The sequence below is a fragment of the Tropicimonas sp. IMCC34011 genome (genome assembly GCF_003390865.1).
Lineage (GTDB): Bacteria > Pseudomonadota > Alphaproteobacteria > Rhodobacterales > Rhodobacteraceae > Tropicimonas_B.
Window position 1 is genome coordinate 1 of record NZ_QMEJ01000006.1, and the last position, 15660, is coordinate 15660.

The 15660-nt window shown below is 66.3% G+C and carries 7 protein-coding genes; 4 read left to right on the top strand and 3 right to left on the bottom strand.

Annotation, left to right across the window (positions count from 1 at the left end):
• The 3 genes from DQG15_RS16660 to DQG15_RS16670 form a co-directional block, all read right to left on the bottom strand.
• Nucleotides 1-816: type VI secretion system-associated FHA domain protein (locus DQG15_RS16660; protein ID WP_116087291.1), on the bottom strand; the 816-nt coding region annotated here is incomplete at its 3' end.
• 153 nt (nucleotides 817-969) lie between these two features.
• A complete protein-coding gene (locus DQG15_RS16665) occupies nucleotides 970-1557 on the bottom strand; it encodes a hypothetical protein (protein WP_116087293.1) in 588 nt (195 codons plus the stop codon).
• Nucleotides 1558-1636: 79 nt separating this feature from the next.
• The gene (locus tag DQG15_RS16670; RefSeq protein ID WP_232830919.1) at nucleotides 1637-3520 is read right to left on the bottom strand and encodes a type VI secretion system Vgr family protein; all 1884 of its coding nucleotides are present in this window, start codon (nucleotides 3518-3520) and stop codon (nucleotides 1637-1639) included.
• Between DQG15_RS16670 and DQG15_RS18680 the strand changes: the two genes are divergently transcribed.
• From DQG15_RS18680 to tssL, 4 genes are all read left to right on the top strand, one after another.
• On the top strand, nucleotides 3425-3649 hold the full coding sequence (locus DQG15_RS18680) for a hypothetical protein (RefSeq protein WP_232830924.1): 225 nt from the start codon (nucleotides 3425-3427) through the stop codon (nucleotides 3647-3649). The two genes, DQG15_RS16670 and DQG15_RS18680, sit on opposite strands and share 96 nt — an antisense overlap.
• 259 nt (nucleotides 3650-3908) lie before the next feature.
• Nucleotides 3909-12494, top strand: coding sequence for a hypothetical protein (locus DQG15_RS16675; protein ID WP_116087297.1), 8586 nt, complete (start codon nucleotides 3909-3911; stop codon nucleotides 12492-12494).
• A 177-nt stretch (nucleotides 12495-12671) separates the two neighbouring features.
• Entirely contained in the window at nucleotides 12672-14006 is a 1335-nt protein-coding gene (gene tssK / locus DQG15_RS16680) for a type VI secretion system baseplate subunit TssK (protein ID WP_116087300.1), read from the top strand.
• Nucleotides 14003-15646 (top strand): type VI secretion system protein TssL, long form, encoded by a 1644-nt coding sequence (gene tssL / locus DQG15_RS16685; protein ID WP_116087302.1) that lies wholly within the window; start codon nucleotides 14003-14005, stop codon nucleotides 15644-15646. The genes tssK and tssL overlap by 4 nt, the downstream gene beginning before the upstream one ends.
• Nucleotides 15647-15660 lie beyond the last annotated feature (14 nt).

Sequence of the window (15660 nt, forward strand, 5' to 3'; positions counted from 1 at the left end):
GTCCTCGCCCTCGGGCGGCGCCGCCGGGCGTTGCGGCGCGGGGGGCGCCCCGAAGGGCGAGGCTGCGGCGTCGCCGGACGGGGCGGGCGGCGGGCTGCCGAAGGGGGACGCAATTTCCTGCGGTGCCGGCGGAGGCGGAGGGGCAGCGGGCGGCGGCGTGCCGAAGGGGGACGCGCTCTCCTGCGGGGCCGGCGGGGCTTGAGGAGCAGCGGGCGGCGGGGTGCCGAATGGCGAGGCGCTCGCGCCGGCGGGCGGCGATGCGGGTGGCTGGGCTGGAGGCGCGCCGAAGGGCGATCCGCCACCCGGCGCCGCACCTCCGCCTGCGCCGAACGGCGCGCCGCCGCCCGGAAGATCGATATGCGCGTCGCCGAAATCGGGAAGGCGGCTCGGCGGCGGAGGGGTCGGGTCGAACCCGTCATCGGAGGCCGCTCCGCCGACGGACCAGATATCGCCCGCGCTCGGAGCCGCGGCGACACCGCCGCCGGGCGCGGCGAGACCGGCGGTCCGGACCGAGGCGACGATGAGGTAATGGCCGACCTGAAGCCGATCCCCCTCCTGGATCTCGTAGGGGCTCTTCACCCGCATCGACGCGCCGTTGACGAAGGTGCCATTCGTCGAGACGTCGTAGAGCATGTACCGACCGCCCTCGTGGCGGATCTCCATGTGGCAGCTGGAGACGAAACGGTTCGGGTCCGGCAGCGTCCAGTCCATCCCCGGATCGCGGCCGATCTCGGCGCCGCGTTCTGTCACGCTGAATTCGATCGGGCCGCCGTCGGGCAGGCTGTCGGCATTGTCGATACGCAAGGTCAGGGTCATGGTGTCCGCCCGTGGCTGGTCTTGGCCCGTACCGCTGCCGGGCCGCATCGGCGCCGCTGTCCCGCCGGGGGACGGGATCGGGCGCCGGGGGCAAATCTACGGGCGGTCCGCAGCGCGATGCAAGGCTCCCGCCGAAGCCCGTTCCGGCCGCCGTCAGGCATCCTCCGCCAGCTGAATGGCCATGCGCACGAAGGAGCCGAGCGTCTTGCGACGGTTCTCGATGTCGATTCTGGCCAGCACGGTCAGGATACCCGCATTCACGGCCTTCGCGGTCAGATGCGGGGCGGGCGGGACGGGCGGCAGGTCGGGCCCGCTCATGGAACCGCCGGCCCAGCCGGCGCCGAAGGCGATCCAGCCGCCGGGGCTCACGTCCTTCTGGGCCATGGCGGCATTGAGCGCGGCATAGCGCGTCTGTTCGTTCTGGTTCGCGACCCAGTCCGCCGCGAGCTTCATGAGCTCCGTATCGTCTTCGCCCAGGACCTGTTCCGCCCGGCGAAGGCATTCATGCCCCCACCACACCGCGTAGCGCCGGGGCAGGTTGTAGGCACAGACCGTGATGGCCTCCTCGGGCGTCGGACCTTCGGCGAGGGCGGTGGCGAACGAGACGGCATCTTCTCCATCGGGACGCGCGGTCACGTCCTCGGCGAGTTCGGGGAGCCCGTCGAAAAGGTCCTGCGCCGCTTCGAAGCGCAGGTTACGGCGCGCCGGCGGCGCACCCGAACTGGAACCGACGTCCCCCAAAAGTCCATCCTCCGTCCGTTGCCCGAACGATTTTGATTGCCGTCCCGAAGCCGTGGCGCAGCGCCCGGCCCTTCTCGCTTTAGTTGATCATTACCATGCCGCCCTTGATCGTCATGATCGCGGCAGCCTCGTGCGTTGCCATCGTGCCCTTGGTGTTGAGCATCTGGCCTTCCACCTTGATGTTGATCGCCTTGATCGTGACGCCCGTGGGCGTCATCTCGATCGTGCTCGTTCCCACCTTGAAGCTGATCTTCGTGTTGGCCGTCACCTCGAGGGTGCTGCCCACGTTCAGCGTGTCATTGGTGCCGATCGTCGTGTCCCGGTTCTTGCCGACGTCGCGGGTCTCGTTCGAACCGATCTTCCAGTCCGAATTGACGCCGATCTCGAAGGTCTCGTTCTTCCCGACGGAGTAGGTCCGGTTGTCGCTGATCGTGTGGCTTTCGTCCCGGCCGACCTCGCGTGTCTCGTCGCGGCCGATATTGGTCGTGCGGTCGTTCAGGACATCGCGCCGCTCGTCGTGGAGGACTTTCGTCTCCATGTCGTACTGGGCGTGCTGCCGGAAGAGCTCGTCCCCCTTGGTGTCGTTGAAGACCAGCTCGTTATAGCCGCCGCCCCCCTCGGTCGAGTTGGACTTGATGCCGTTCCAGTTCTTGTCCCCCGGCAGTGGGTAGGGCGGGGTGTTCTCGCCGTGGTAAACGGTTCCGGTGACGAGGGGCCGGTTGGGGTCGCCGTCGATGAAGATCACGACGACTTCCATGCCCACGCGCGGGATGAACATCGCGCCCCAGCCGTTTTGGGCCCAGAGCTGGGCGCAACGGCACCGCATCGAGCGCTTGCCCTCGGTATCCCAGTGGAACTGCACGAGGATGCGGCCGTGCTCGTCGCAGTCGATCTCCCCCGATCCGACGACCTTGGCCGTCTGCGGCCCCGCCATGCGGGTGTTCTCGGTCTTGCGCTCGGGCAGGAAGGGCAGGTCCGCCGGGGCGAACTCGTAGGTTCCGACGAAGGACGTCTGGTCCCCCGCCTCGCGGGTCGAGCGGTAGGATTCGGCGGTGTAGAGGTGGTCCGCCCCGATGCAGAGATACTCCGATCCGATCACGGCGCTGTCGTGCTGGCCGTCGAGATCGACCCGCATTCCGGACCCAAGCGTCAGGGTGTTGCCCGTCGCCTTGTGATGCTTGTCCCGCGCGCGCTCCTGTTCGATGCGCATTTTGGACAGGGACTTGCCGGCCCCCTCGTCGAGATAGACGCCCGGATACTCGTAGATCTCCAGATTGGCGCCCGGATGCGCCGCATCGCCCGTCTGGTCCGCCATCATCTTCTTCGACGGCGTCTTGAAGTTGTAATCCTGCGTCCGGAACTTGTTCGCGGTCATCGTCCGCATCGGCGACCAGCGCCAGAAATACTCGCCGCTGTCGACGCGAGCGGTCTCCATCGGAACGAAGTCCCGCTTGCCGATGGAGGGGAAGGTCTGGACGTCGTCCACCAGCACCATGGTGTGCCCCTGCTCGGAATGCTCGAACCAGAAGTTGATCCCGAAGCGTTCCATGATGCGGCAGGCGAAGGTGTAGTCGCTCTCCCCGTGCTGCACGGTGTATTCGAGCGGCGCGTAGGTGCCCGTCAGCTTGTTCTCCAGATGCGCGGTGCCGCCCGAGGTGTAGGGCGTCAGGAGCTTCTCGAGGATCTGGGGCGCGGTCATCTCGTGGTAGATGTCGTGGTTGAACCGGCGCGTGGCGGTCCAGAACCACGGCCTGAGCTTCACCACGTAGCGGGCGCCGAACTCGTCCGTGCCGCCCCACATCCCGTCCGTGATGACGCCATCGAAGAACCGCGGGGCACCGCCTTCTGCAAAGATGCGCACGCCGCCATGGGCGCCGATCAATTGGTCAAAGTCGACATCCCGCGTTTCGCTGGCAAATTCGACTTCAAATTCAAAGAGTTCGTTTATGCCTTCGTGGCCCATGAAACGGACCAGGCGCAACTCTTCTCCGAGGGGCGACAGAAATTCGCCAAGGTAAGAATTTTGGGCACACATCCAGGAGGCTCGCTGACTGATTTTGGTCTTCAAAGAGCGCCGGTTGAAATAATATGACCGATCGCGGAATGGAAATAACTGCTGGGAAAGTTTGCACGGGTCCGCGCCTGACGCAAGAGAAACCGCCGGCCCGCCACGGCCGAGGGTGGAGTTCCGCCGGCTTGCCCCGTTCGTCCGGTGTTGTGGCGACGGCGCAACAACATCTGGTTAATGTGACGGGGCGTCAGTCCCGGCCGGAGAAACGTTTGGTGCGGCTTCTGGGGGCCGTCTAGTATCCGCGCGATCACTTTCCCTTCCGTCGTTCAGGATTTCGTACATGGTCTGCCAGATTTCATCGCCCGCCCGCCCCGTCGTCCGGTTCGATCTGGCGCTCCACGGCAATCCACGCACGTTCCTCTCGACAACCGCGCTGGCCGCGGCCCTGACGCTCCTGATGGGGGCCGGCGGCGCCGAGGCGCAGCTCTACTGGTACCCCATGGGGCAGAGCAGCGCCGAAGGCGGAAGCGGGAACTGGAGCCAGGCCGACCAGAACTGGAACGGGGCGGAAGACGGCACCGGGAGCCAGCTCGGCTGGCAGAACGATGCGCCCGGAACCTTCGGCGGAACTCCCGGCACGGTTACGGTGACCAAAGACGTATCCGTCGGAACGCTGACGTTCGAGGCGGATGGGTACACCGTTGCCGGCGGTGACGGGAAGATCACCGGTTTCAGCACGAAGGATCCCGCCGCCCTCACCTTCGCCGGCACGAAGGAAGCGGCCGTCACGTTCGACAGCGCCTTCGACACGACCGGCAACCCCAATTCGGTGAGAATCGAGGACGGGGCAGATCAGAACAACACCGTCGTCTTCACCGGGCAGAACACGTTCGGAAACCAGGTCCTTGTCCAGAACAACGGAACGCTCGTCACCTCCGGCCGCACCCAGGCCTCGCAGATCACCGTCGACGCAACCGGATCGGTCACGGCGAGCGGAACGGGGGTCAACACGGAAGATGGCACCGGCTCCGGGATCGTATCGAATGTGACGAACAGTGGTGCGTTCGTTGCGGACGGGCCCCTGGATGTCGTCGGCATTTTCACGACCGCGGACGCCGGAACGCTGGACGTCGGATCCGACATGGATGTCAGTGGTGATTTCACTCAAGCGTCCAGTTCCGCACTGGAGGTGGGGAGCGGCGACAGCCTGACGGTCGGCGATCTCTTCGTGGGAACGGGCGGTGGGGGTCCCGGATCGACCATCAACGTTGCCGACGGTGGATCGCTCTCGGCCGACAGCACAAACGCTTATGCGAACGTCAGAAACGGTTCCGACCTGAATGTCGCCGGTGACACGTCCTTCAGATACTATCAGATCTTCCAGGGCGGAGAGCTGAACGTCGAGAGCGGCGGCACGGCCGCCGCATATTCGGGTGGCGTGAATGCGGGGGGGGCGGCGACCGGGGGCGCCCAGGGCGTCAACTTCGATGCCAACGGGGGGACGATCACGGTCGCGGAGGGCGGCGAACTGGTGGCCTCGTCCGGCTCCATCGGAGCGACGCTCGTCCGCTCCAACGGGGCGCTCGATACCGCTGGCCGCGTGGACTCCGGCGTTACCAACTTCGGCACCCTCACCGCCGAGGGCACCGGCACCATTGCCGGTGAAGACACGGGCGACGGCATCGAGGGCAACGTCCTCAACATCGGCTCGCTTGTCCTGTCAGGCGCTCTCGAGATCGAGGGCAATGTCACCAACACGGTTGTCGTGCGCGACAACGATCCCGATTTCGTCGGCTCCATCGATCTGGGCGGGTCCGCGCTCGTCATCTCCGGCACCCTGACGCAGAGCTCTACGGAGACGCTCGTCATCGACAACGGCGAAAGCCTGATCGCGGGATCGGTCAGCATCGCCTCGGGCTCGACCATCGACGTTGCAGGCGCGCTCCTGACCGATACGACGCCGAACGTCCCGGAAGACACCTTGGACGGCAGCATCCAGCTCTCCGGCAGCCTGAACGTTCAGGAGACGGGGTCGGTCGACACCGGCAGCCTCACCTTCAACGAGGGCGCCAGCCTCACCAACGACGGCACCGTCACGGTCGGCACGCTGACGAACAATTCCGACAGCCTGACGCTGGGCGGCACCGGCACATACGAGATCGGGACGTTCGACAACCAGGGCGACCTCAACGTCACGACCGACGTCGATCTCGGCGATGTTCTGAGCAACTCCGACCTGATCGAGATCGATGCCGGTGCGACCCTCTCCGCCGGAGTGATCAACAACCTCGGAGCCGGAACGATCGAGGTCGAGGGGACGCTCTTCGGCACCAGCAATACCGTCAACAACGACGGCACGATCAACGTTTATGGCGGCGGTACGCTTCAGGACAACGGCGCGATCAACAACCTCGCAGGCGGCACGCTCACCTTCGACAACTCCGACGACGCGGGGGCCGGTACGACCGGCGCCGTCATGACCCTCTCCGCCGATCTGAATGATGACGACCCGGAAGAGGACGTCGTGACGAACAGCGGAACGCTGACGGTCGAGGGCAACGGCGACGCGACCACCGACCTCACCGTCACGAGCAATCTCGTCAACACCGCTGACGACGCGGGCACGATCGAGGACGACCGCGGGAGCGTGACGATCTCCGAGGGCTCCGTCGTGGTCTTCGCGGATGCGGGCGAGACGCTGTCCGTCACCAATGCCGGGGACTTCACCCTCGCAAATGACGACGATGACAGCACCAGCGCCGCGACCGAACTCGAGGTCGAGACGTTCACGAATGCCGACGGCGGTGTCCTGACCATCGAGGACGAGCTCGACGGGGACGACGCTTCGACCTTCACCCTCGATGCGAACCTCGTCAACGAGGCCGGCGCCACGGCGAACCTGTCCGGCATCATCGGCGGCGACACCTATGCCGGCGACATCACCAACGATGGCACCATCGACGACAACGGCGACCTGACGGTCAATGGCACCGTCACGAACCAGTCCGGCGGGTCCTTCACCGTGGATACCGGAACGCTGACCGCGGGCCAGTTCAACAACACCGGAACCGATGGCGCCGCCACTCCCACGGCGAGCACCTTCACCGTCGGAACCACCGCGAACCTCACGGGCCTGTCGAACGCGGCCGGCGGTGCGGTCAGCGTCACGGATGGCGGCACGCTCAACGTCTCCGAGGCCGGCGTGGCGACCGACACGATCACCAACGATGGCACCGGCACGACCTTCACGCTTTCCGGGGACGGATCGAGCGCTCAGGCCGAGACCATCGACAACACCGATGGCGCGACCTTCACCATCGGGGATGGCACGACCGTCGCGACGACGTCTGCCGACGCCGACGCCTTCGACAATGCCGCGACGCTGGACATCAACGGCGGTACGCTGACGTCGAACCTGACGAACTCCGGCGATGCCGATGCAAACGGCACGATCACCGGCGACGTCTCCAACTCCGGGACCGGAGCGACCTTCGATGCGAACGGCGATCTGACCGTCACCGGCGATTTCTCCAACGACGATAGCGCGGACTTCACCGTCTCCGCCGGCACCACCTCCATCTCGGGCACGCTGACGAACGATTCCGCCGGCAGCGATGGCGATGACTACGGCATCGTCGTCTCCAGCGGCACCACCCTCGAAGCCGCCGACATCGTGAACGAGGAGGACGCCACGATCCTCGTCGACAACGCGACGCTTCTCGGCACCGATGACGGCACCACGACCAACAGCGGCACGATCACGGTAACCGGCGGCGGCGCGGCGCTCGACAATGGCGCCATCGAGAACACGGCAACCGGCACCTACGTGTTCGACGGTGACGCAGGCTCCAATCCCGGCGCCGCGATGACGTTCAACGCCGATGCGGACAACGACAACGAAACCTATACGCCGCCCTATGCGGCGGGCACGGACGAAGACGTCATCTTCAACGAAGGCGCCATCGAGGTGGTCTCCGGCACGGTGAACAGCGAAAGCACGCTCGACAACCAGGCAGGCGGGTCCCTCAGCATCGATGACGGCGCTTCCTACATCGTCTCCAACACCGGCAGCGACACCGACAACACGATCTTCAACGAGGGAACGATCACGGTCGGCGAGGACGGCGGCGCCGGCGGCTCGGAACTCGAGGCTCCGACCATCGCGAACCTGGACGGCGGCACGATCGACGTGAACGCGTCCACGCTGGACACGGATCTTGCGAACGAGGGAACCGTGACGATGTCCGGCACCCTCACAGGCGATCTGCTGAATACCGACATCGACAACGACGGTTCCGCCGGCACGTTCACCGCGGACGGCACGCTCGGGATCGGCGGCTCCGTGACGAACCAGGAGGGCGCCGATTTCAACGTCGCGGACGGCACCACGACGGTGGACGGCACCTTTACCAACACAAGCGGTACGGATGCCGGTGCCGCGCCCGCCACCCTCGATCTCGTCGGCGGCGATCTCGACGTCGCCGGGCAGCTCACGAACGAGGCGGGCTCTGACATCACGGTCCTCGACAACACCCTGACCGCCTCCAACATCGTCAACAGCGGAGCCGGCACCACCCTCACCGCGACGAGCGGCGACATCATCGCGGACACCTCCACCGTGGAGAACTCGGCAGGGGCCTCGATCTCCATCACGGATGGCGGCACGTTTCAGGTTGAGACGGACCTGACGAACACCGGAGCGGACAGCTCCATCGCCATTGCCGGCGATACCGGAGATACAGACGACAACCTCACGGCGGACAGCGTCACGAACTCCGCCGGTGCCTCCCTGACGCTCTCGGGCGGTGCGGACGGCACGATCGACGGGGACATCACGAACACCGGCGCGGACACCGAACTCACGGTGACGGGCGCAGGAACGACGCTCGAGACACAGACGCTCGACAACCTCGACACGGCCACGCTCACCGTGTCGGACGATGCTGTCCTGACGCTGACCTCCGGCGATGACGACGCGCTGGACAACGCGGCGACCTTCAATCTGGATGGCGCCCGTCTCGTCGGCAACCTGACCAACACCGGCACCGTGACCGCAAACGGCACCGGCGCCGTAGGCGGCACGGGCACGGGCAACGGCATCGAGGGCGATGTGGACAACGAGGGCGCGGGCAGCTTCACGCTGGACGGCGATCTCGACGTGGATGGCTCCTTCGAGAACACCGACACCGCGACGCTCGACACGGCCGGCAACGACCTGACCGTCTCCGGCACGCTGACCCAGACCTCCTCGACCGCCATCGACGTGGACGGCGGCGAAACGGTGACGGTTGCTGACCTCTCCATCGGCGAAGACTCGGTGGTCAACGTGGAGGGTGCGGGCAGCACGCTCATCACCGACGAGGATCAGGACGGCACCGCCGACGGCGACATCGACGTCGCCGAGAATGGTGCCCTGACCGTCGGCGCCGACGGCACGGTTGAGACGGACACGGCGACCTTCGACGGCCTGCTGAGCAACGAGGGCACCTTCGACGCCGAAGGCGCAGTGACCGTGACCGGCACCGGGACCGCCGCGGCGGGCGACGCCAGTGCGCCCGGAGCGCAGAACGGCGTCTACAACGCGGGCGATTTCGACGCCGCCTCCCTCGATCTCGACGGTGATTTCTACAACGACCTTGATGGCGACGTGGACATCGCCGGGCTTGCCGACAACGATGGAACGATCGTCAACCTCGGCACCTTCGACGCTGCGAGTATCGTCAGCTCCGGCGATCTGACGAACGCCGCGCCGGGGACGATCAACGCGGGTACCTTCTCCCTGACGGACGACGGCACGCTGGACAACGACGGCGACTTCAATGTCACGGGCGCGGCGGACACCGAAGAGGGCACCGAGGTCGACAACTCCGGTACCTTCGACGCCGCGAGCCTCGACAACGACGGCAGCTTCGACAACGAGGCCGGCGGCACGCTGACGCTGACGGGCGATCTCGACAACTCGGGCGCCCTGACGAACGCCGCTACGGCGACGATCAACGCGGGTACCTTCTCCCTCACGGATGACGGCACGCTCGACAACAACGGCGACTTCAACGTCACGGGCGCGGCGGACACCGAAGAGGGAACCGAGGTCGACAACTCCGGCACGTTCGACGCCGCGAGCCTCGACAACGACGGCAGCTTCGACAACGAGGCCGGCGGCACGCTGACGCTGACGGGTGATCTCGACAACTCGGGCGATCTGACGAACGCCGCTACGGCGACGATCAACTCGGATACCTTCTCGCTGACGGATGACGGAACGCTGGACAACGACGGTGACTTCAATGTCACCGGCGCGGCGGACACCGAAGAGGGAACCGAGGTCGACAACTCCGGCACGTTCGACGCCGCGAGCCTCGACAACGACGGCAGCTTCGACAACGAGGCCGGCGGCACTCTGACGCTGACGGGGGACCTCGACAACTCGGGCGACCTGACGAATGCCGCCACGGCGACGATCAACGCCGACACCTTCTCGCTGACGGACGATGCCATGCTCGACAATGACGGCGACGTCAACGTCACGGGCGCGGCGGACACGGGCGAAGACACCGAGGTCGACAGCTCCGGCACGTTCGACGCGGCGAGCCTCGACAACGACGGCAGCTTCGACAACGAGGCCGGCGGCACGCTGACGCTGACGGGGGACCTCGACAACTCGGGCGACCTGACGAACGCCGCTACGGCGACGATCAACGCGGGTACCTTCTCCCTGACGGATGACGGAACGCTCGACAACGACGGTGACTTCAACGTCACCGGCGCGGCGGACACCGAAGAGGGAACCGAGGTCGACAACTCCGGCACGTTCGACGCCGCGAGCCTCGACAACGACGGCAGCTTCGACAACGAGGCCGGCGGCACGCTGACGCTGACGGGCGATCTCGACAGCTCGGGCGATATCACCAACGCCGCGACTGGGACCATCAACGCCGGCACCTTCTCGCTGACGGATGACGGCACGCTCGACAATAACAACGACTTCAACGTCACGGGCGCGGCGGATACCGAAGAGGGCACCGAGGTCGACAACTCCGGCACCTTCGACGCCGCGAGCCTGCTGAACCAGGGTGACTTCGACAACGAAGGCCCCGGAACCGTCACCGTGACGACGCTGACCAACGAAGGCACCTTCGACAATAACGGCCTCATCGTCGGCGATCTCGACAACCAGGAAGATGCGACGTTCGAGAGTGCCGGAGTGATCAACGGCGCCGTGACCAATGCCGGCGATTTCGACCTCGACGGGAACAGCATCGTTTCGGGCAGCTTCACGAACGAGGAGGACGGCGAGGTCTTCGACAGCGGCGCCTTCGCCCTCTCCGGGATCACGACCTTCGACAACGACGGAGACGTGACCTTCGACGAGGACGGCAGCTCCCTCACGGCGACAACCTTCGACAACAGCGGCGCGCTGAACTTCCTGGATGGGGACCAGACGCTGACGGCGACCACGATGGCCAACTCCGGCACGATCGAGATCCGGGGGGACGACGTGTTCAATGTCGGAACGCTGGACAACGCGGGCGGTACCATCTCCCTCGTGGACGGCGACACGAACGACAGCTTGGACGTGACGGGCGAGATCCAGGGCGGCACGCTGGCCTTCGACATCTCGCTCGGCTCCGATCCCGGATCGACGGACATCCTGACGTTCGGCAGCCTGACGGAGAGCGCCGGCAACCAGCTCCAGCTTGCCTTCAACACGCTCAGCACCGGGGCGATCCTGTCGAGCCCGCTCGAATTCGCCCTCGGCGACACGACCGGCGTTTCGATCAACAACGCGACGGACGTGACCGGGCTTCCGTCTCCGATCGGGCCGCTCAGCTACGTCGTGCTGAACGACGGAAGCAGCCTCGCAGTGGCCTCGGTCATCGATCCGGGTGCGGCGTCGGTAGCGGGCAATATTGGCCTGGTGCAGTCGCTCATCAACACGGTGGTCAACCGGCCGTCCTCGCCGTTCGTCTCCGGCCTCGTCTACGACGATGAGGACAAGTGCGGACCGGGCGTCTGGACGCGCGGGCAGGCGGGGTATGCCGAAGGGACGTCCGATACCGACAACGGCCTCGGCGGGCTGCCCTCGACGGTGCGGGCCAACTATTCGGGCCTGACCTTCGGCGCGGATTACGGCTGCTTCGACGCGGCGGATGGCGCGTTCGATCTCGCGGGCGGCATCACCGCTGGCGTCAACCGCGGCCAGACCCGGCAGGACATCTTCGCGGTGGACTTCTCGGGCACCTCGCCGTCGCTGTCGGACGATCGGACCTCGACCACGACCTCGGAGTTCGACCAGCGCTACGTCGGCGGGTACCTCGCCTTCGCGCGCGGGCCGATCACGGGTGACGTCCAGCTTCGCTTCGAGCGCACGGACTACGAGTTCGATAACGAGGACATCGGCCTTTACGACGAGGAGACCACCTCCGAAGGCACCAGCCTGTCGGCCAGCGTCTCCTATGCCTTCCCGCTCGGCGAGGACATGGTCGTCGTGCCCACGGCGGGGATCGGCATCACGCGGTCCGAAACCGAGGACCTCGCCTTCCGCGACGAGGACGGCAACAAGATCGGTGAGATCCAGTTCGAGGATCACACCACCAAGATCGGCTTCCTCGGTGCCACTGTCGCGAAGACGGTCATCTCCGATGCCGGCGACAGCGCGTTCAACTACTTCGGGACGGCGACCTATTACGGCGACTTCTCGGACGACAAGGAAAGCGCATTCGTCATCGACGATACCGAACAGGAGATTTCCACCGAGCCGCTCGGCAATTTCGGCGAGCTCTCGGTCGGCTTCAGCTACGTGAGGATCCTCGACGGACAGGTCGGCGCGGCCAAGCAGCTGAACGCGTCCGTCCGCGCGGATGCGCGCTTCTCGGAGGATGTGGAAGGGTACGGCCTGACGGCCCAGCTCCGGCTCCAGTTCTAAGCCTGCCGGCGGGGTGCGGGATCGCGCCCTGCCGATACGCCAGACAAAAAAACAGCGGGGCGCCGATTGGCGCCCCGTTGCCGTTTTGCGGGTCTGATGTATGGTAAAGGTGCCGTCGCGTCCGTCAGGACATTTGCCGATACGGTAATAGCATTTCTAATTCGGTGCAGCGCTTAGATGTCGTGGTATTCCAAGGTCGCATGGAAGGAAGGCCTGTTCCTCCAGCCGCATCATTTCCAGCAGAGCGATCGCTATTTCGAAAAGCTTCTCGAGGCACGGACGCGTCTCGCCTCTCCCTACCCATGGGGGTTCGCCCAGCTCGAGATCGACCGGGATATTTCCCAGCAGATGAAGTTCGGCCTGCGCGTCGCGACGGGCATCTTTCCGGACGGCACCCCGTTCGACCTTCCCGGCACCTCCGTCCTGCCCGATCCGGTGGCGATCCCCGAGGGCTCCGAGGGCGCCTTCGTCTGGCTGACCCTGCCGATGGCGCAGATGAACGGTCGGGAAATCGGCACCGATGACGAGACGAGCCGCTCCGCGCGCTACCGCCTCGGGGTGGAGACGGTGTCGGACAGCACCGCGGCGATGCGGCTCGAGCAGGCGATCGAGGTCGCCCATCCCCGCGCCGAATTCGACGTGCGCAAGACGGAGAAGCCGGGCTATCACTGCCTCAAGCTCGCCCGCATCGTCGAGGTGCGGGACCAGCAGGTGGTGTTCGATGAGAAGTTCGCGCCGCCGGTCCTCTCCGTGCAGGCGCATCCCGTGGTGGCAGGCTGGATCGAGCGGGTCGTCGGCTGGACGGAAACGAAACTGGAAAGCCTCGCGCGCTACGCCTCGGACCCCTCGTCGGGCGGCGGTCTCCAGGCGACGGACTACTTCATGCTGCTGGTCCTCAACCGTGAGATCAACCTGCTGAAGCACTACCGCCACAGCCGCTTCATTCATCCCGAAGAGCTCTACCAGCTCTTCCTGCGGCTGGCCGGGGAACTCTGGACGTTCGACACCAACCGCCTCGCGCCAGAATACAAGCCCTACGACCAGAACGACCTCGCGGCGACCTTCGAGCCGGTGGTGAGGGACATCCAGCGCCTGCTTTCGCGCGACGTGGGCCGCGCGGTCAGGCTCGACCTGCAGGAGCTGCATCCGGGCAGCTATATCGGCAAGGTCACCGACCGGAACCTCTTCCGCGACGCCTCCTTCGTGGTGGAGGTCGCCGCCGACAAACCGCTGACGCAGATCCAGCAGCAATTCCCGGCGCTCTGCAAGGTCGGCCCCAACACGCAGATGAACAACATCGTCAACAACAACCTGCCGGGGCTGGAGCTGGTGCATACGCCGACGCCGCCGCGGCAGATCCGGGCCGTCACCTCCCACGTCTATTTCTACATCGACAAGAGCAGCCCGATGTGGCGCGAGTTCTCCACGGCGCCCGCCATCGGGATGCACTTCGCCGGCCAGTGGCCCGAGCTGAAGCTCGAGCTCTGGGCCATTCAGGAGAACCGCTCGTGACCGACAAGAAGGACCCCGGCAAGACCGTCATCAGACCGATGCCCGGTGGGGGCTTCGGTCAGGGCGATGCGAAATCCCCGCCGGCGGGCGGCGCGCAGAAGACGGTGATCGGCGGAATGCCCCCCGCGGGGGCGCCGCCCGCGGCAGGCGGCCAGAAGACGGTGATCGGCGGCGTGCCCCCTGCAAGCGGCTTCGGCGGCGGCTTCGGTGGCCCGCCCCCGGGGCAGGGGAGCGGCGGCGGTTTCGGCGGTCCCTCGGCGGACGATGTCTGGGGCGGTGGCGGCGGGGGCACGGGGGCGAACCCGCCGGGCGACCCGAATGCCTGGATGGGGGCGAAGCCGAAGGACGAGGGCTTCTTCCCGGACGTCCGCAAGCCCGAGCCGCATATCCATCGTCAGCCGACCCGCAAGATCAGCCTCGACAAGGCCCTCTCCGCCAAGACCTCCGGGCATTCCTCCGAAGCGAACCCGATCACCGCCGCCGCGGCGTCCCTCCTGATCCTCTTCGGCCGCCTGCGCTCCGGCGTCGTGGACATGCACGCCCTGCCGCTGATGCAGCACGTCACCGAGGAGATCGAGGGCTTCGAGCGCCGCGTCCTCGAAGCCGGCGTCGATCCGCAGGATGCGATGGTCGCGAAGTACTGTCTCTGCGGCACGGCGGACGACATCGTCCAGAACCTGCCCGGGACGGACAAGGCGACGTGGCTGCAATATTCCATGGTCGCGCGGTTCTTCAACAAGCGCACCTCCGGCGTCGGCTTCTTCCAGGAGGTCGACAAGGCGCTCCAGAACCCGGCGCACAAGTACAACCTGCTGGAGCTGATGCTGGTCTGCCTCCAGCTCGGCTTCGAGGGCCAGTATCGCGGCCAGCCGGGCGGGGACGTGCAGCTCCAGAACGTCAAGCGCGGCATCTACGAGGCGCTCCGCCGGGTGAAGCCGCGCGGGGATGACGACATCTCCCCCCGCTGGAAGCCGGTGGAGATGATGCGCAAGAGCAAGTTCGGCGGCGTGCCGGTCTGGGTCATCGCCATCATCGCCGCGGCGCTTCTGACGGCTGCGTATTTCGCCATGCGCCTGATGCTGGTGGACGAGGGCAACGCGCTCGCGACCCGCATGACCTCCCTCCATCCGCCAGAGATGATCACGATCAACCGGGACACCGCCGTCGAGGCCTACGTGCCGCCGCCGCCACCGGTGGAGGAGAACGGCCAGTTCGAGCGGATCACCGAGGCGCTGGCTGGCGATCCCGTCGAGGTCAGCCGCACGGGCGACTTCATCGTCCTCGACGTGAACAACGCCGTCCTCTTCGACAGCGGAAAGGCCGAGGTGAAGGCGGAGTTCGCGCCGCTCGCCGAGAAGATCGCCGCGGCGCTCGACGGGGAGCCGGGCCCGGTGCGCATCGTCGGGCATACGGACAACGTGCCCATGTCCGGAACGGGCCGCTACAAGAACAACTTCGAGCTGTCCGTCGCCCGCGCGAACGGTGTCGCGGGAATGATGACGCCGCTCTTCACCGACGCCGCCCGGGTCGAGGTGGACGGGCGGGGAGAGGACGAGCCGCGTTCGGACAACGCGACGCCCGAGGGCCGCGCCGCCAACCGGCGGGTGGAAATCATGATCCAGCGAGAGGACACGCTCTGAGCGGCCCGGAGGGC

Excerpts from the sequence above, each read along its gene's own strand:
- DQG15_RS18680 (WP_232830924.1), top strand. The coding sequence starts at position 3,425 with ATGGGCGCCGATCAATTGGTCAAAGTCGACATCCCGCGTTTCGCTGGC.
- tssK (WP_116087300.1), top strand. The coding sequence starts at position 12,672 with ATGTCGTGGTATTCCAAGGTCGCATGGAAGGAAGGCCTGTTCCTCCAG.
- DQG15_RS16670 (WP_232830919.1), bottom strand. The coding sequence starts at position 3,520 with ATGGGCCACGAAGGCATAAACGAACTCTTTGAATTTGAAGTCGAATTT.
- DQG15_RS16675 (WP_116087297.1), top strand. The coding sequence starts at position 3,909 with ATGGTCTGCCAGATTTCATCGCCCGCCCGCCCCGTCGTCCGGTTCGAT.